Source organism: Microcoleus sp. S13_C3 (assembly GCF_036700905.1).
Lineage (GTDB): Bacteria > Cyanobacteriota > Cyanobacteriia > Cyanobacteriales > Microcoleaceae > Microcoleus.
Genome location: NZ_JAUBPT010000020.1, coordinates 29,971 through 46,975, shown reverse-complemented (window position 1 = coordinate 46,975; position 17,005 = coordinate 29,971). Strand labels below are relative to the sequence as shown.

Here is a 17,005-nt window from a genome sequence, read left to right as displayed (position 1 = left end):
GAAATTCATTCCCAGGCAGAGCCTGGGAACGAGAAAATGGGCAGAGCCTGAGAACCAGAAAACGAGAAAAACGAGAAATCTCAGGCAGAGCCTGGGACGGAGAACTAGAAACAAGATAGGTGAAGAATATGACTGCTAACAAATTCTTGAATTTAGCAACTAGCACTTTACTTAGTTATCGCCGTTACATCCAGGCAGGATTAACACTTTGTGCAGGATTGGGACTGTCGGCGATCGCCTCTTCAGTTGCGTACAATTGGGAATACAAATCCATGCAAGCCGAACTTCAAGACCGACTGGACAAAATAGCTACAGACATTCAGAGAGATGTTAGCGGCAATTTAGAAATAATTCGGGCTGCGGGAGCATTTTACAGCGTATTTGACGGCGTTAAAAAACCAGAAATGAAGACATTTGTTGGGCCTGCCCTCTACCGCCATCCGAGCCTAAAGGCGATCGCTTGGCTGCCCAGTGTTTCTGACTCTCCGCAATTCCTGACAGAGGAAATAGATTTAGGTTTAGATTTAACTGCCAATCGGGTAGCGTTAGAAAACGCCACAAAAAGACAAGAAATTACCGCGACAGATCGCCAAAAAATGTCTTCGCAAAATCAACCCATCGTCTTCGTCTTTATGCCAATTTTTACTCAAAATTCTGCTGACGATGGCGCAGAATTACAGCCAAATTTACCTGCTCGATCGCGAGAAAATTTGAAAGGTTTTACTTTTGGCGTTTTGCTGGTTGATGCTATTGTAAAATCGGCTTTACAGGAAACTAACCTCAACTTTGTCAACGTTTATCTTCAAGATGCTATGGCTCCTGAAGCAGAAAGGTTTCTTGCCTTTTATGAAGCCAAGACAAAAAGGATAATTACCGATGAAAACATTAAAAATAAAATCCAAATTGGGGAAAGAGCTTACTGCCCAGACGGCAGCAGTTGCACCCGCATTCTCAATATTGAAAATCGCAGGTGGTTGCTGCAATTACGGCTAACCCCAGAGTACATTAATCCTCTAAAATTTTGGCGTTCTTTGACTGTATTAATATTAGGGACACTCTTAACTTTAGTGGCGACAATTTATTTGATGAGCTTGTTAAATTATACCGAAAAAATTGAAAAAATCGCAGCCGAACGCAGGGCTAAATCTCAACAGTTAGAGCAAACTTTGCAAGAGTTGCAACAAACTCAAGCTCAACTAATTCAGCAGGAAAAAATGTCTAGTTTGGGTTTATTAGTTGCTGGTGTCGCCCACGAAGTTAACAATCCTATTAATTTTATTTACGGCAATATCCACCACGCCACGGCATATACTAGCGATTTGTTGGAGTTGGTAAAAATCTACCAAAAACAATATTTACACCCTCCCTCGGAAATTTCCGAGTATTTAGACAATATTGACTTTGACTTTCTCAGCAAAGATTTGCCGCAACTGCTGTCTTCGATGAAAATAGGAGCAGAGCGCATTGTTCAAATAGTCCAATCTTTGCGGAATTTCTCTCGCTTAGACGAAAGCGAAATGAAACCTGTCAACATCCATGAAGGCATTGACAGCACTCTGCTAATTCTGCAAAGTCGCCTGAAAGCTACAGACGATCGCCCGGCGATTGAGATTGTTAAAAATTACAGCCATTTACCTTTAGTAGAGTGCTATGCCGGACAATTAAATCAGGTGTTTATGAATATTCTAGCTAATGCGATCGACGCCCTGGAGAGTTACAACCTCGATCGCGGGCCCGAAGCAGCGAAAGCCAATCCGATCGCGATCGCCATAACCACAGAATATTCGATCCCCGATAAAATAATTGTGCGGATATCTGACAACGGCCCCGGTATGGCAGAAAATGTCAAAAAACGGCTGTTTGACCCGTTCTTTACGACTAAACCTGTGGGAAAAGGGACAGGATTGGGACTGTCAATCAGCTATAAAATTGTCGTAGAAAAGCACAAGGGTGCGCTGCGCTGCGATTCGACACCGGGATTGGGGACGGAATTCTCGATCGAGATTCCGCTGCGGCAAGAAGTCAGACAAGCTGTACCGTTTGTTTCGCGGAAAATATCGGAGGCAGCTTAGAAAGGGCTGGGGAAGGAAAATTTTTTTCCCATTAACTACTGTAATTCGGTCGGATTATAGTATTATATGTAATAATCCCAAAACCAATACTGCTTTATGCAGCTTAAATCGTGGGCACTGCCGATACTGTATAACCCAAACACGGCGAGACTAAATATGTTCAGTGACTTGCAAATTATTTACGAACGCGACCCCGCAGCGCGCAACTGGCTGGAAGTATTATTTTGCTATCCCGGACTGCAAGCAATTTTTTTGCACCGGATAGCAAACTGGCTTTATTCCGTTGGCCTGCCGTTTGTACCGCGCTTGATTTCCCAACTGAGTCGGTTTTTAACAGGTATTGAGATCCACCCAGGTGCGAAAATGGGTAGGGGCGTGTTTATCGACCACGGCATGGGGGTGGTAATTGGCGAAACTGCGATCGTTGGAGATTATGCTGTAATTTATCAAGGAGCCACCATTGGCGGCACGGGTAAAGAAATAGGAAAACGGCATCCAACCCTGGGAGAAAATGTCGTGGTAGGAGCCGGTGCTAAAGTTTTAGGCAATATTCAAATTGGCAATAATGTTCGGATTGGTGCGGGTTCGGTAGTGCTGCGGGATGTCCCTAGCGATTGCACAGTTGTGGGAATTCCCGGCCGCATTATCTCTCGGAAAACGCAGGTGGAAGATGCTCTAAATTCTCAAGGTCTACCGGATTTGGAAGCTCAAGCGATTCGAGCTTTGTTCGATAGAATTAAGGATTTAGAAGAGCAGGTCGCTTTTTTAAAATCTCACTTATCTCCGCTCAAAACAACTCAATTAGAGCAAAAAGGGGCAGAAAAACATGAATTATTCCTGTCTTCGGATTTATTCATTACACAGTTTTTAGACGGTGCAGGAATCTAGTAAAGCTTTAATTTATATAGATTTTTGCCAGCCACACAATCCTGCTCTCATTGGACAAACTAACTTTTATTCTTTCAGTAACTGGCTATGACTATTGCTTCTCTTTCCACTAAAACTTTTGATGAAACGAGCAGACATATATTTCCTCGTCGCTCGCACTTGCCCAACAGAAGCAATGCTCTGTGGCGAATTGAAACTGGAGTAGTGCGAACTGTAACGTGGCTTGAAGATGGCACAATTATCACCTTGGGATTGTGGGGGCCTGGTGATACGATCGGCAAACCGATATCAAAATGCGATCCTTTTCAAATTGAATGCCTCACTAAAGTCGAGGCAATTTTACTATCGGGCGAGCGCTGGCTAAATAGAGATATTTTGCTCACTCACATTCAGCAGGCTGAAGATTTTATGGTAATGCGAGGTTACAAAAGAGTTGATTTTATGCTATATCAACTATTAACTTGGCTGGCTAAGAGGTTTGGTTCTGAGGTAGAGCAAGGACATCTAATCGATATGATTTTAACGCATCAGGACATTGCAGAAATCATCGGTACAAGTCGCGTAACTGTCACTCGCACCCTCGGTCATTTTGAGCAGCAAGGCTTGATCGATCGTCTGCCACTCCACCGGATTATTCTACAACCTTCTGAGGTGTGGCACTACGAAATATAAAAAAACGATATTAACAGTTAACTGTTAAGCTGTTCAACCCCAATATTGTATAATCTTTCACAAAAACTTCTATGGAGTTTGTGAGATATTTTGGATTGGCTATGGCTCGCTGCTAGGTGTTGGCTGCAATCTCAACGCTTTTTTTAGCGGCATTGCCCATCAGTTGGCACGGTGGGCTGTCGATTGCTGCTGATGAAGTGGGTAGTGTTACGGGAGTTAAATTGCGATCGCTCCTCCGACTCCAGAATTAAGCAAACAAAAAACTACTGTTCACCTATAGACATTAAGTATTTAATCGTGTAGTCTGTTAAATTAAGTAGAGAGAGTTGGCGATCGCTCCTTGAGTGCGATGCCCAACAACTGGGCAAAAACTCTCTCAATAGTGTCATTGTTACCATTGGCCCAAATTAGTGCCATAGCGAAATGTTATAGATGTTCCTGGCAAATATAATCGGATTGCATTTGCACTGCTTGCCAGCGCATTACGTTAAGTTTTGCGCTCAATTCACCCGAAAATCAAACAACAAAAGGAACTCTCGTTAATGTGGTATGAACGTGTAAAAAGTAGAATTTTTGGGTTCTCGAAAAAAAAGACTGGTTCGGCAGCTTTTTCTCTGAAGTCAGCAAAGTTCCTGAAATCGTCGCTGTTTAAAGTTTTTACTTTCTTTTTTGCAGTAGGTTTAGGCTTGAGCTGGTTAATTCCTCAGCCTGCAATCAGCCAGCCAAAACCAAAAGATGTCGAACTCACCTTAGTTTCTTTTTCTGTTACCAAGTCCGCCTACGAAAAGATTGTTCCCGGCTTTGTAGCGAAGTGGAAACGAGAAAACAATCAGAATGTCACTATCAGCCAAAGCTACGGCGGTTCAGGTTCCCAAACCCGTGCTGTGATTAGCGGTTTGGAAGCCGATGTCGTACACTTAGCCTTAGCTTATGATACCGATCGCATCCAAGAAGCCGGTCTAATTAAACAGGGTTGGGAACGAGAAGTACCCAATAGCGGAATTGTTAGCAAATCAGTTGCAGCATTAGTAATGCGGGCCGGAAATCCCAAAAAAATCCAAGGCTGGGCTGATTTAGCCAAACCGGGTATCAAAGTAATTACTGCTAATCCCAAAACCTCTGGTGTAGCGCGCTGGAACTTCTTAGCTTTGTGGGGTTCCATAACTCGAAACGGAGGAAACGAACAAGCAGCCCGCACCTTTGTCAGCCAGGTTTACAAAAACGTGCCAGTGCTTCCCAAAGATGCCCGCGAAGCATCTGATACCTTCTACAAACAAAACCAAGGCGATGTACTGATCAACTACGAAAACGAAATTCTCTTGGCGAAAACGAAGGGCGAAGCTGAACCTTTCATCATCCCCCAAGTGAATATTTCCATTGACAACCCCGTGGCTGTAGTTGATAAATACGCCGCCAAACACGGAACTACTAAGGTGGCAGAGGCTTTTGTGAAATATCTTTACACGCCTGAAGCTCAGCGAGAATTTGCTAAAGCGGGTTTTAGGCCTGTTAACTCGACGGTAGCCGGAGAATTTAGCAGTAAGTTTCCCAAAATTGGCAAACTGTTTACTGTGGGCGATGTAGGCGGTTGGAATGCGGTGCAACAGAAATTCTTCGCTGACAATGCGATATTCGATCAAATTGAGAATGCTCTGGGCCGGAGATAATCTGGAGCGAAATTGCGTTAATTAAATTTAATCCTCGAATCCTCAATAAGTTTAAAAGCAAGTGCCACAATCGCACTTGCTTTTTTCTTTCTCTTGATTTCTTTCTTCTCAGTGCCAACAGATGCGATATCTCGCACCTGTTGACTGTCGCCAAGTAGGTGAGTATGAACTCATATTTTGCACCATTCTCAATCAGCCTTTTATGAACAGGCTTTGCGGCCTGTTCCACAAGAAAATTTATCTTTTGTGGAACAGGCCGGAAAGCCTGTTGCGGACAATGGTGCAATATCTCAGTATGGATAAACTTAACGATGACACAGCATACAGCATATTCTCTGTAGATGTAGAGGGCGAGAAACCGGGTTTCGTGAACTGAATCAATACCAGAGGCGAGAACTGTCAAGAAACCAGGTTTCTAGGGTGTACTCCATAAACCTGGAATACGCTGTATATCCGCTTACCTACTTAGGATCGTCAATTAAATAATTTCCCTTTTTTCTTGTGGGATGGGCGTCCCGCCCGCCCAGAAAGGACGGGCGGGACGCCCATCCCACAACAGTCATGAAAAGTGGATTTTATTTAATTCTCATCCCTTAGCCCTTACTTTAAGGGGGCGGTATTGCCTCTAAAATACTCGCTCCCTGCAACATTTGAGACTTTCGGGATCTACCCGCTTCTGGGTATTCCCAAGACGGTGCAAAGGGCGGAACCAAGAAGGGGCAAGCTTTCCACCCACCCTGTACCCCCACGCCGAGCATCAGGCAGTTTCCGCCCCTGTGCCCGTGCTGCTCGTAATACCGACAGTGCCGACAGCTTAAACCTACATTTACGTTGCTCACGGGATTTCTCCAACCGTTTTTGTAATAAAAATATACTAACACCTGTACACCTACCGGAATTGTGTACTATGATATAATGTACAATTTAAACTCGATCGCCAGTGGGGAATGTGGAACTATCTTCTAGAGTACAATATGCCCTGTTAGCGCTCTTGGAACTGGCGAGCCACTACCCGAAGGATTCGCCCCTAACAGTAAGCGAACTTACTGCTTCTGGTGAGATACCGGAACGCTATCTAGACCAAATTCTTGCCGTGCTGCGGCGTGCAAGTATTGTCCAGAGTTTGCGGGGCGCTAAAGGCGGTTATTTGCTGGCGAAAGAGCCTTGGCAGATTACTTTGCTAGAGGTGTTTTCGACACTCGAAGGATCCGGCAGCGGCCAAACCCAAAAAGTTTCGGAATCTGTAACAATAGAAAAAACTGCGGTGCTAGAAATTTGGCAGGAAGCTCAACAGGCATCTTGGGCTGTTTTGGGGAAATATACATTACAAGATTTGTGCGAACAGCGGGATGTTCGCAAACAAGCACATCCCATGTACTACATTTAAAGGGAGAGAAATTAAGCCATGAGAATTGCTAAGGATGTTACAGGAATAATTGGCAGAACTCCTTTAGTTCAGCTCAATAAAATTCCCCAAGCCGAAGGAGTAGTTGCTCGAATTGTGGCAAAATTGGAAGGGATGAATCCGGCTGCTTCGGTGAAAGATCGGATTGCGGCGAGCATGATTCAGGCGGCAGAAGATGCGGGGTTAATTCAACCGGGAAAAACTATTTTAGTTGAACCGACTTCAGGCAATACTGGAATAGCTTTGGCAATGATCGCGGCGGCGAAAGGCTACAGTCTGATTTTAACTATGCCGGATACGATGAGCACGGAACGCCGATCGATGTTAAAAGCTTACGGAGCTCAGTTGGAATTAACTCCGGGACATGAAGGGATGTTAAGCGCGATCGCCCGTGCGGAAGAAATTGCAGAAGAAACCCCCGATGCTTTCCTGCTGCAACAGTTTCGCAACCCCGCTAATCCGAAAATTCACCGGGAAACCACGGCCGAGGAAATTTGGGAAGATACAGAGGGTAAAGTAGATTTTTTAGTTGCTGGAGTTGGCACCGGCGGTACGATTACGGGAGTTGCTGAGGTAATTAAACAGCGGAAACCGAGTTTTAGGGCGATCGCAGTTGAACCAGCCAGCAGCCCCGTGCTTTCTGGAGGCAAATCTGGAGCTCACAAAATTCAAGGGATTGGCGCAGGATTCATCCCAGAAGTGTTGAAACCAGAGTTAATTGATGAGGTGATTGCAGTTAGCGACGCAGATGCGATCGCCTACAGCCGCCGACTAGCCAGAGAAGAAGGATTATTGTCAGGAATCTCAGCAGGCGCTGCTTTGTTTGCTGCAATTGAAGTCGGCAAGCGTCCCGAAAATGCAGGAAAATTGATAGTTTTTGTGCAGCCTTCTTATGGCGAACGCTACCTCAGTACAGCCTTGTTCAAAGATTTAGAATTACCGACTGTCAGCGAACTCGAAGCATTAGTCAGCAAGTATTAAATTGTAGGTTGGGCGATCGCCCCTCCTGCGGCATTGATATCAGCTTAACCCGAAAGACCGCCAGGGAATTAATTCCCTGGCTCAAAGCGAAAGTCCTCGCTATTAGGACTAATGAGTTATATCATGTCCGGTCAATTAACCATGATTCCTGTAGGGGCGGGTTCGCCCAGATATGGAATAGAAACGGGAAAATCTGTAAACCCGCCCCGGCATTTAATCGCGGTCAATCGATCGGACACGATATTAATAGTCCTCATAGCGAGGACTTCAGCTTTGAACCAGGGGTTTAAACCCCTGCCAGAATGCAGAGAAAGCGCATATTTGTTGACAGCAATACTCCTGACATTACCCTACCTATCAGACTTGATACAACTTCCAACTAGCCATCGCCAACATTCCGTAAATAACAAACTTTAGCGGGCGCTGAGGCATAATTTGGCATAATTTAGCACCTACCAAAACTCCCGGCACCGAACCCAACCAAATCGGCAATACTAAACCCCAGTCTACTGTTCCGAGGCTGAGGTGTCCCAGAGATGTAAACATCAACAAAATTGCCGCCTGCGAAATATCTGTACCCACCAATTTAGAAGTATCCAGGCGGAAAAAAGCAATCAGCAACAGTGCAAACATCGAACCGGAAGACACGCTAGTGATTCCCACTATGCAGCCTAAAATTGCTGCCGCACTCACAGTACAAATACGGCCATAATTAGTATTTAAGTCCCATTTAGGGGGCGAAGGCAATTTAAAATTAGGGAAAAATGTTTTGACCACTAATTGGGTCAGCGATAAAGCGACAATTAGTGCGATCGCTACTCCGAGACAGCGCAGCAATATGCTGTCTAAGTCCTGACTTCCGCTGGATTTGATGCAGTGTAAAATCCACACGCCAGTCAGCGAACCGGGCACGCTGCCCAAAGCCAGCCACTTAACTATTTGCAAGTCGAGGGTCTTTTGCTGCCAGTGTTTGAAGCCGCCAACAACTTTCATCAGTGTGGCAGCTACGACATCCGAACTAATAGCAATTGATGCTGGAATTTGGAAAACAAAAATTAACATTGGGGTGATGAGCGACGCTCCGCCAACTCCGGTCAAACCAACGATAATGCCAACAAAAAAGCTGAGAAACGATAGTAATAAGTAGTTCACTGTTATGCCCAAAAACTGTGTATTTAAGCGCTGCCAACCAACAAATAGATAACTTGGGTGGCTATAACAACACAGCTACACAGGCTAAATATCACTTGCATTTCAAGATTTTTACCAAAAAAATGTCTCTTCAACGCTTTAGAAGGATCGCGTTTTCAGCAACAATGTTCTTGGTAAAATTAAGTAAATGCAAATAAACAATACTACAAAAATTGTAGTGTAAAAGCTCCCTGATTTTCTTAAATGTACCTGTGTAACTGATGAAAAACCCTCGATTCATTTATGGGGTTTATATTCTGCTTTTTACCTTGAAGTGACGAGCGTCACAGGTAAAGCAGAGCTGAGGTTAACCGGCTGCTGGCCGGAAAAGAAATCGGGAGTATCGAGAACATTAAAATAAATCAATGCCACAATGACAACAGTGAAGGCGGTTGAGGAAACTACACCCGTCAATAACTCTTTTTTGAGGTTTTTTTCCTTGGGTTTGTCTGTAAAAACATCTAAAGTTCCTAGCTGCATCAACAGAATTCCCACAATATTGGAAAGCCAGTAGCCGACAATTGTGCAAGGAAACAGTAAATCTGGGGAAAGCCAACTGAAGATATACCCAAAGGCGTAGGCAATTGGCAGATTGAAAAATATGTCGTTCCACCAACACAGCGGTGATAGCAAATATCCAATTGCCAGAAGCAACCCGCCTCGGATTTTTTTAAACCAGACTTCGTTAAAGCCCTTAGCTTGTGGCAACTGTTGGCTTAGTTGTCCTGCAAGCTGGTACTCTTCAATGACTTTTTTAGCGTTTTCCACGTTAATAGCTCATTACTCGATCGACTTACCGTAGTTTAACAGCCTAAATCAGTTATGTCTAGTAAGTCAATCAAGTTACCGTATTTTGTGGAATCGGCTAAATATACTTTGTTTGCGGTACTAAAATATCTATCCGAGAGAGGTTGTTGAGAATGCTGGCTGGTGATAATTTAAGCGCCGATCGACAAATTGAAAGTTTCCGGCAAATGCTTGACAGTTTGCCAAAGATATGCAGTGTCGATGCCCCAGTAAAATTGCAGGTAAACGAGTAAAAGCCCGATCGCGACTGTCACGCCCAGCAATTTAGGGACTATTTTCGCGACAGTCTCCAGCACTACGAATGCGGCCCAGATAGCAGCACCTAAGATGAGAATGGAAGCGATCGTGGCAACTATATCGCTATTCATGATTAACTCCTGTTGACAATCAATCGGGTATTACAAAACTACTTGGGCTCAGGGCGGTTGCCAAAATTGAATAAATTACTCCAATCCCCAATAAGCCCACAGCAAAACTGAAAAATAAAACCATGCCGTCTGGGGGATTGTAGGTATCGTGGTCAATTTGGTGGCGAACGGTGAAGTAATGCTTAGTTGAGATTAAGACTGTCACCCAACCTATTAGAGAGAAAATTAAACCCAACTTCCACCCCATCGCCTGACGGTAATGTACGGGCATTTGCACCACGCGAAGTCGGATGATGACGACGCCAAAAGCCATGAGGGCGATCGCGGCCCGCATCCAGGCTAAGAAGGTGCGCTCATTTGCCGATCGATCGATCGCCCGCGACAGATTGTGCTGGTTTGGTTTCTCATCATCTACTTGCATCGGTGGGAGCTCACATCTTGCACCATTCTCGATAAGCCTTTTTTGGGCGGGCAGGATGCCCAACCCCCTACTCCCCACAAGAAAATGCACTTTTTGTGGAACAGGCATCTTGCCTGTTCTTGACAATGGTGCAACATCTCAGTTGGAACGATAATTGCACGCGATCGAACTCTTTAATCTTCATATTAAACCGCCACCATTATTCAGGTGCCATCAAACCAAATGAGCTAGAAGGAACGGTGAACATATAATAAATTACCCCAGCCCCTAGGATGGCGATCGCGAGGCTAAAAAGAATTACCCAGCGATCCGTAGGTTCATAAGTATCGTAATCGATATCCTGACGGACACCAAAGTAGTGCTTAGTTGAGAATAACACCGTCAGCAAACCCACTGCTGAAAAAAGCAAACCCAACTTCCAGCCATTGCCGGGAGTTGGGAGTAGAGGGGGATGAAAGGTGCGAAGGCGCACGATAACTACGCCAAAACCCATCAGCGATATTGCTGTCCGCATCCATGCTAAATAAGTGCGCTCGTTTGCCAAGTGATCCCGCACCCGCGACGGATTAAGTCGCTTAATCTTTTCTGTATTTACTTTTGTGGATTTCCAATTTAATAGCATAGATAAACCTTTTAATTTTTACTGGAAATGAGAAGGTCAACCGATATATTTGCGCTGGGACGATTATCCGCCGGGTATAAATACCCGGCGGGATTTTGCGTTGCAACGGGCTTTAAACAGCCGATCGCATTACCACTTCACCAAAACTAATCATTTTCCTCCGTTGGTGCGTTGGGAACTTGCGTATCTATGTAAGCCTGAGTCACATCAGGAACAAACCAATTCGCATCCCCAGGCTGGAAAACCTTAGCAGTAGGAACGTTGAATTCTACAGCCCCCGTATCGGGATTAGCTCTGGCTACAACTTGAGTTCCGTCAACTATCTTAACAGCTAGACCCCCCGTCAATTCTTCTGAAGGTTGATCTGTCGTTCTTAAATCAGTTGCTTTGATATCGCTGGGTAGATAAATTCCATCGCAATCCCATTTATGTTCAGTGGTTTGGCCGTCAGCTAGAAAATAAAGGGCATTCTCGTAAGTAGAAGAAGCGGCTTTTTTGCCTTTCGGGCCGTAGACAGCCAGGGTTTTTCCTGTCTCGTTGCGGCACTGACCCCAAGGTTTTCCCGTTTCTAAAGTGTATTTTTGAAACTCCAATTGAGAGATTTTTTGCTGAAGTTGCTCAGGGGTATAATTCTGGGCGGTATCGGGTGCGTCTTTCGCTGCCTTGAGAGTGTTCAGAGATTGAGTCACCTCTATGTAGTCGGGATTGCTCGCATATTTCGGCGTTTTTGGAGCGTCGGCCCAGGATGGGGGAACGAATACTAAATTGGCGGTCATTACCAAGAGCACTAAAACAAATTTGAAGATTTTCACAATTTTTCTCCTTTTCTCGATTGTCAGGTTTTTTCCCACTTTCTGTTTGCTTGCTATTTTAGGACTTAGGCAAAAACGATATCTCTTTAACTGGTTTGCCTGAAAAACCCAATTTTGCCGAAGCGAAAAATCTGTTTTTTTTAGCATTATACCTATTGTCAAAGTCGCTCGGCGTGGGGTAGTGGCGAAGCGAGCGGGCGAGCGTTTAGGGATTAATCCTCAATTTTTTAGCTCGGTTTGATTCACCACTACAGGATTTCTTGAGACAAGAGGTATATTGTTGCCTAAGTCTGGCAATTGGCTAGCTCAAAAGATGGTTTCAAGTTTCGTGACTACTTGAGGCTAAATTAGTTTGAAGCTGGTTTTAGCTTGGTCACTCACTTCATTATTAACTTAGCATATTTGTTGATAAATTTCAAGCAATTTCCCGCCCTTCTTAAGCAAACAATTGTTAAGGGAAAAGTGATGAGTTCGGACTTAAAATTTATGGCAAATTATCTACCTATAGAGGGATGAAAGTAGCGAAACATTGGTCGATTATTAGTTAGATTAAAATGGCGGGATCACCCGATAACTACCACTTTCAATCAGGATGAATATTCCCAAACCAATCAAGACAAAAGGGACAGCAGCCTTGGTATAGCGAGTCAAAATATGGGCGATCGCCCTTTGGCGAGTTAACCGGTAAGCGACATAAGACCAAACACCTACCATCACCGAGAAAACCGCCAAAATCACCACCAAGCTCGGCAAATCGCTGCTAGCAAACAGCGGCAAGTAAATACCGATGTTGTCACCCCCATTCGCTACTGTTACCGCAGCCACATTCAAAGTTTGGGGATTGAAAAGATTTGCTAATTTTGACACAGCAGATGAGTTAGATTGACGGTTAAATTCGCCCGATACTGCTTGTACGTCATTTTCCTCATTTTCTCTCTTGACTAAGTGACTGATGCCGATCGCGATCGGAACCAAACCCAGCAAACCAATCCAAGCTTTCGGCACAATTAACCCACCAAAAAAACCGGGCAAACTAGCAGCGATGAGTGCTGCAAATCCGAGGTACTTACCGACAAAGATATGCCGGGGGCGAAAAGTATCATTTACCTGGGCGAAGAACAGCATCGAAATCACCATATCGTCGATATTGGTTGCGGCAAAAGATGTAATACCGGCAATAATCGCTGCTGCAATCCAATTCATGTGCTGTCCCTGCAATTTTTCTAAACTTCAGTTTCGCTGGCGTTACTTCTGCTCATCGTTATCAAACAGAAACCGCAACCCACTAAAGATATTATACTTAAAGTTGGGCTTGCCAGAGTGCCGCTTTTAACCAGAATCGCCATTCCCAATCCGATTAAAACAAAAGGCACAAGCTGATTGCCGTAGCGAGTCAGAGTATCTGCGATCGCCCGCATCTGAATTAACCGATAAGCAGCGTAGCACCAAACGCCCACCATCGCGAAGAATACGCCGAGAATCACCGCCAAACTTTCTAAAGTATTGCTAGCAAAAAGCGGCACATATATCCCGATATTGTCGCCGCCATTGGCCACCGTCACCGCTGCTACGCTGTAAGTTTGAGGAGACAGAAAACTGCTAAAAAAAGATTTCTCAGATTGCTCTAATTCTGCCTCAACTTCCGAATCGTCAGTTTCTGGATTCAGCAAGCGGCTAAGCCCGATCGCAATTGGCAGCAAACCCAGCATTCCGATCCAATCTGGCGGAAAGATTAAGCGGCCAAAAAAGCCGGGAAGGCTAACAAAAACCAGTGCAGTAAAGCCCAGAAACTGACCGAAGACGATATGCCTGCGCCGAAATACTGCATTCACCTGCGAAAAAAACAGCAGCAGAATCAGAATATCGTCTAGATTCGTAGCCGTAAAAGCTGTCATTCCCGTAGAAATTGCTGTTAGTAATTCATTCATTTCTCTGTCTCCTCCGATTTTTTATTTGGTTGTACTTGCTGGGATTGTATCTTAGGAACGGGCAAGATGCCCGTTCCACAAAAATCAAATTTTATTGTGGGCTGTTGATCAGAGCAACGTCCTTGAAATGCTTATTGACAAGGCTGCAATATCTCAGCAAAAACCCAGTTGCTAAAAACTATTAGTTTTGACTGTGAACTGGTAACTGTTAATCAAAAACGCTCGCTGTCAAAGGGAACGGCTTTCAATCGAACACCACCATAAATTGCATTTTCTTCCTCGAACTTGGCATGAATTGCGTCAATACCCTGCTGCATCGATCCCGCCAGTCCAGGAGAACGCAGCCGTTGCCAGAAAAACCATCCGCAAGTAGCCACCAAGTACATCAAGAACAAGTAAGGAAAGGCATTGTAAGGAGCTTCTGGAGGTGGGAACATAGTGCTGCCGGGAATGCCCACGCTGCCCGCAATCGGAATCATCATAAATGCGATCGCCACAGCCGAAAACGCTACATCCCGCACGCGCAATTTACCAATTTTGTGCAGGTACATCGGTGCGGCGATCGAAATTAAGACGTACACGGTTAAAAATCCGTAGCTGCAAATTGCCCCCAAATAACCCATACAATCGAACAGTTTGATGTTAAACATAGACATCACAGCAGGCACCAAAAATGTCATAAATGTACACATCGTTACTGCAACGTGGGGAGTTCTATTAGACGAATGCGCTACACCTAATGAAGAGTGAAACAAACCGTGGCGCGCCATCATAAAAAACACTCTCGCGGCTGGATTGATGCTGCCGAGCACGCAAGCAAAAAAGCTAAATAAAGCGCCGAAAGCCACTAACTCTCCCAGCCAACCCATGCCCACTTGTTGCGCCAGAAAAGTCAGAGGTTCTTCACTATTAGTAATAGAAACTCCAGTACCGCTAAAACCCAAAACCTCAATATAGGTCATCAAAATGAAGAATAAGCCTGCCATGACAGCACTGCCCATGACAGCCCTGGGGATATTTTTTAAGGGTTTTTTCGCTTCGTCGCCCAGAGATGTAGCGCTTTCAAAACCAGAGAAACCAAACATTACTAATACAAGTCCCGTCGCTATATTGCCGGGGGTTACGCCTTCCAAAGTTAATTGGGACATATCCAGGGCAAAACCTTTGTGCGCCCAGATGATGATTCCCAAGATAAAAATCGCTGCCACTGATGCCCCCTCCAGCCACAGCATCGCCATAGCTGAGAGTTGGATATCTTTATAACCTGCATACCAAGCAACGCCCGCCCCGATCGCTAACAGCGTAATCGGCGAGGGATGGATGCCTAAATGACCGATGAAAGTACCCGTAAAGTTGGCAAAACCACACAAAACGGACATCGCAGTAAATAGATAAGCCAGTACCAAACTCCAGCCGCAAATTACGCCTGCCGTCGGGCCAAGTCCTTTAACAATATAAGAATAAAGAGAACCAGCAGAAGCCGATCGACTCGCAAATTGGTTGATATTGATGCTGACAAATACTAGGCCCATCAAGCCGATGAGAAAGCTCAGCCAAGCCCCGTTACCCGAAAGAGCGACAATTAACCCTAGATTAGATGCGGGTATAGTTGTAGGTGCAATGACAGCAAAGGATTGAGCTAAAACCTCCCCAAACGAGAGGCAGTCCGGCTTTAAGCCGTGGGGACTGTGATTTTTTGGCGTTTTCTTAGTCATTTATCTTCTCTCTTGTTGCCGATCGACTTTTGGCGATCGGCTTAAACTTGTCGGTGCTGCTTCAGCATCGGGCCCTGCGTTAGAAGCTTAAGTATCACCTTAAGGCTCTTGACAGGTAGAATCAAATGTTGTTTGTTATCGAATTAATAAATACAAGTGATGCAGTGCCACGGCCAAAGAACTGTTGGAAGACGACACCTATCTGTCGCCACCAGCCCAAACCCTTTATGTTAAAAGGAAAATTTAAATAGCGGCTGGCAACCGTGCTTTCGGGGAATTCCAGTCTGTACCAGAGACTCGAAAAGTTCAGGTCAAAGTTTAGCCGCCAAAGATTTTTATTTCAAAAAAGAACTGTCTGTATTTAGTAAAAGGGTACTCAGCATGGCCGGAATGACGCTTGACCAACTGCGAGTTTTTCTAGCTGTCGCGGAACACCTGCACTTCAGCCGCGCAGCGGAAGAACTTTACATCACCCAACCCGCTGTCAGCGCGGCAATCCAAAGCTTAGAGGCGCAATACGGAGTAAAACTATTTCACCGCATCGGCCGCCGCATCGAAATCACAGATGCTGGGAAGTTGCTGCAAGTTGAAACGCAGAAAATTCTAGACCAAGTTGCTTTGACAGAGAGAGGTTTGCGGGAGTTGAACGACTTGCAGCGAGGCGATTTAAAATTGGGTTGCAGTCTGACCATTGGCAATTATTGGTTGCCTGATAAACTTAGCAAGTTCAAACAAAAATATCCTGGTATTTGCGTGAATTGTACTCTGGCAAATGCCGAAGAAATTTGTGCGGGGACGGCGACGGGCACATTTGATTTGGGTTTAGTGACGGGAGATATTAAAGCTTCACTTAAGAGCACTCTGGAGGAAGAAGTTGTAGGCAGCGAACGCTTGCTGATTGTAGTTGGCAAATCTCACCCTTGGTTTGAACGTGCAGAGGTGAGTTTAGCGGAAATTGCGAAAACGGATTGGGTGATGCGAGAAGCTGGTTCTGGAGTTCAGCAAATGTTGGAACAAGCTTTGCAAAGTTGGGGCATTAATCCCCATGAATTGAATGTAACTTTAGTTTTGAACAGCAGTGAAATGGTAAAAGCAGTGGTGGAAAGTGGCACAGGTGCAGCGGCTATTCCTGAATTGATGGTAAAAAAAGAATTGCAGCTATCTACACTGCGAGCGATTAAAATTTCAGCTATCGAACCGAGTTCAAATGTATCTTTTGAAATAATTAAACCTGTTTTGAAACTGAAACACCGACAGCGCTTTCAAACGGGAATTGCTAAAGCTTTTGAACAGATATTAACTTAAGGTGCTGGGTAATATCATGTCTGATCTATCGCCCATAATACATAAGCCGGGGCGGGTTTGTGAGATTGTCCGTTAGGGGCAAATATTATTGGTGAACCCGCCCCTACAATAATCAGGGTAATCGACCGGACATGATATAATTGGTAATTCA

The 17,005-nt window shown here is 44.8% G+C and carries 18 protein-coding genes; 8 read left to right on the top strand and 10 right to left on the bottom strand.

Annotated elements, in window-relative coordinates; genetic code table 11:
* Positions 1-128 precede the first annotated feature (128 nt).
* The 5 genes from QUA16_RS08360 (at position 129) to QUA16_RS08340 (ending at position 5,675) form a co-directional block, all read left to right on the top strand.
* Positions 129-2,072 carry an ATP-binding protein gene (locus tag QUA16_RS08360; protein ID WP_333102723.1) on the top strand — a complete coding sequence of 648 codons (1,944 nt, stop codon included), beginning with the start codon at positions 129-131 and terminating at the stop codon, positions 2,070-2,072.
* Positions 2,073-2,228: 156 nt separating this feature from the next.
* The gene (gene cysE / locus QUA16_RS08355) at positions 2,229-2,960 is read left to right on the top strand and encodes a serine O-acetyltransferase (RefSeq protein ID WP_445252150.1); all 732 of its coding nucleotides are present in this window, start codon (positions 2,229-2,231) and stop codon (positions 2,958-2,960) included.
* 87 nt (positions 2,961-3,047) lie between these two features.
* Positions 3,048-3,632 (top strand): Crp/Fnr family transcriptional regulator, encoded by a 585-nt coding sequence (locus QUA16_RS08350; protein ID WP_333102721.1) that lies wholly within the window; start codon positions 3,048-3,050, stop codon positions 3,630-3,632.
* 542 nt (positions 3,633-4,174) lie between these two features.
* Complete coding sequence (locus tag QUA16_RS08345) at positions 4,175-5,299, top strand: sulfate ABC transporter substrate-binding protein (RefSeq protein WP_333102720.1); 1,125 nt, start codon at positions 4,175-4,177, stop codon at positions 5,297-5,299.
* 121 nt (positions 5,300-5,420) lie between these two features.
* The gene (locus QUA16_RS08340) at positions 5,421-5,675 is read left to right on the top strand and encodes a hypothetical protein (RefSeq protein WP_333102719.1); all 255 of its coding nucleotides are present in this window, start codon (positions 5,421-5,423) and stop codon (positions 5,673-5,675) included.
* Positions 5,676-5,904: 229 nt separating this feature from the next.
* On the opposite strand, the gene QUA16_RS08335 is transcribed toward QUA16_RS08340, so the two are convergent.
* Entirely contained in the window at positions 5,905-6,138 is a 234-nt protein-coding gene (locus QUA16_RS08335; RefSeq protein ID WP_333102718.1) for a hypothetical protein, read from the bottom strand.
* Between the two features lie 110 nt (positions 6,139-6,248).
* Between QUA16_RS08335 and QUA16_RS08330 the strand changes: the two genes are divergently transcribed.
* Together QUA16_RS08330 and cysK are read left to right on the top strand one after the other, a co-directional pair.
* Positions 6,249-6,686: an Rrf2 family transcriptional regulator gene (locus tag QUA16_RS08330; RefSeq protein ID WP_333102717.1), complete on the top strand. Its 438-nt coding sequence runs from the start codon at positions 6,249-6,251 to the stop codon at positions 6,684-6,686.
* 18 nt (positions 6,687-6,704) lie between these two features.
* Positions 6,705-7,685, top strand: coding sequence for a cysteine synthase A (cysK, locus tag QUA16_RS08325; RefSeq protein ID WP_333102715.1), 981 nt, complete (start codon positions 6,705-6,707; stop codon positions 7,683-7,685).
* 357 nt (positions 7,686-8,042) lie between these two features.
* Here cysK and QUA16_RS08320 read toward each other — a convergent pair whose 3' ends face one another.
* The 9 genes from QUA16_RS08320 to QUA16_RS08280 form a co-directional block, all read right to left on the bottom strand.
* Positions 8,043-8,837: a sulfite exporter TauE/SafE family protein gene (locus QUA16_RS08320; protein ID WP_333102714.1), complete on the bottom strand. Its 795-nt coding sequence runs from the start codon at positions 8,835-8,837 to the stop codon at positions 8,043-8,045.
* Positions 8,838-9,140: 303 nt separating this feature from the next.
* Entirely contained in the window at positions 9,141-9,644 is a 504-nt protein-coding gene (locus tag QUA16_RS08315; RefSeq protein ID WP_333102713.1) for a hypothetical protein, read from the bottom strand.
* A 170-nt stretch (positions 9,645-9,814) separates the two neighbouring features.
* Entirely contained in the window at positions 9,815-10,051 is a 237-nt protein-coding gene (locus tag QUA16_RS08310) for a hypothetical protein (RefSeq protein ID WP_333102711.1), read from the bottom strand.
* Positions 10,052-10,070: 19 nt separating this feature from the next.
* Positions 10,071-10,580, bottom strand: coding sequence for a DUF202 domain-containing protein (locus tag QUA16_RS08305; protein ID WP_333102710.1), 510 nt, complete (start codon positions 10,578-10,580; stop codon positions 10,071-10,073).
* 91 nt (positions 10,581-10,671) lie between these two features.
* Positions 10,672-11,094, bottom strand: coding sequence for a DUF202 domain-containing protein (locus QUA16_RS08300; protein ID WP_333102709.1), 423 nt, complete (start codon positions 11,092-11,094; stop codon positions 10,672-10,674).
* 146 nt (positions 11,095-11,240) lie between these two features.
* Positions 11,241-11,906, bottom strand: a complete 666-nt coding sequence (locus QUA16_RS08295) for a hypothetical protein (protein ID WP_333102708.1) — start codon at positions 11,904-11,906, stop codon at positions 11,241-11,243.
* Between the two features lie 549 nt (positions 11,907-12,455).
* Positions 12,456-13,109, bottom strand: coding sequence for a cadmium resistance transporter (locus tag QUA16_RS08290; RefSeq protein WP_333102707.1), 654 nt, complete (start codon positions 13,107-13,109; stop codon positions 12,456-12,458).
* A gap of 20 nt (positions 13,110-13,129) precedes the next feature.
* The gene (locus QUA16_RS08285) at positions 13,130-13,834 is read right to left on the bottom strand and encodes a cadmium resistance transporter (protein ID WP_333102706.1); all 705 of its coding nucleotides are present in this window, start codon (positions 13,832-13,834) and stop codon (positions 13,130-13,132) included.
* A 212-nt stretch (positions 13,835-14,046) separates the two neighbouring features.
* Positions 14,047-15,549: an APC family permease gene (locus tag QUA16_RS08280; RefSeq protein WP_333102705.1), complete on the bottom strand. Its 1,503-nt coding sequence runs from the start codon at positions 15,547-15,549 to the stop codon at positions 14,047-14,049.
* Between the two features lie 390 nt (positions 15,550-15,939).
* Here QUA16_RS08280 and QUA16_RS08275 point away from each other — a divergent pair, with 390 nt between their 5' ends.
* Positions 15,940-16,854 (top strand): LysR substrate-binding domain-containing protein, encoded by a 915-nt coding sequence (locus tag QUA16_RS08275; protein ID WP_333102704.1) that lies wholly within the window; start codon positions 15,940-15,942, stop codon positions 16,852-16,854.
* The last annotated feature ends 151 nt before the right edge of the window (positions 16,855-17,005 follow it).

What these genes read in the sequence shown, in the direction of transcription:
- QUA16_RS08360 (WP_333102723.1), top strand. Translation starts at nt 129, where the DNA reads ATGACTGCTAACAAATTCTTGAATTTAGCAACTAGCACTTTACTTAGT.
- cysE (WP_445252150.1), top strand. Translation starts at nt 2,229, where the DNA reads ATGTTCAGTGACTTGCAAATTATTTACGAACGCGACCCCGCAGCGCGC.
- QUA16_RS08350 (WP_333102721.1), top strand. Translation starts at nt 3,048, where the DNA reads ATGACTATTGCTTCTCTTTCCACTAAAACTTTTGATGAAACGAGCAGA.
- QUA16_RS08345 (WP_333102720.1), top strand. Translation starts at nt 4,175, where the DNA reads ATGTGGTATGAACGTGTAAAAAGTAGAATTTTTGGGTTCTCGAAAAAA.
- QUA16_RS08340 (WP_333102719.1), top strand. Translation starts at nt 5,421, where the DNA reads ATGCGATATCTCGCACCTGTTGACTGTCGCCAAGTAGGTGAGTATGAA.
- cysK (WP_333102715.1), top strand. Translation starts at nt 6,705, where the DNA reads ATGAGAATTGCTAAGGATGTTACAGGAATAATTGGCAGAACTCCTTTA.
- QUA16_RS08310 (WP_333102711.1), bottom strand. Translation starts at nt 10,051, where the DNA reads ATGAATAGCGATATAGTTGCCACGATCGCTTCCATTCTCATCTTAGGT.
- QUA16_RS08305 (WP_333102710.1), bottom strand. Translation starts at nt 10,580, where the DNA reads ATGCCTGTTCCACAAAAAGTGCATTTTCTTGTGGGGAGTAGGGGGTTG.
- QUA16_RS08300 (WP_333102709.1), bottom strand. Translation starts at nt 11,094, where the DNA reads ATGCTATTAAATTGGAAATCCACAAAAGTAAATACAGAAAAGATTAAG.
- QUA16_RS08290 (WP_333102707.1), bottom strand. Translation starts at nt 13,109, where the DNA reads ATGAATTGGATTGCAGCAGCGATTATTGCCGGTATTACATCTTTTGCC.
- QUA16_RS08285 (WP_333102706.1), bottom strand. Translation starts at nt 13,834, where the DNA reads ATGAATGAATTACTAACAGCAATTTCTACGGGAATGACAGCTTTTACG.
- QUA16_RS08280 (WP_333102705.1), bottom strand. Translation starts at nt 15,549, where the DNA reads ATGACTAAGAAAACGCCAAAAAATCACAGTCCCCACGGCTTAAAGCCG.
- QUA16_RS08275 (WP_333102704.1), top strand. Translation starts at nt 15,940, where the DNA reads ATGACGCTTGACCAACTGCGAGTTTTTCTAGCTGTCGCGGAACACCTG.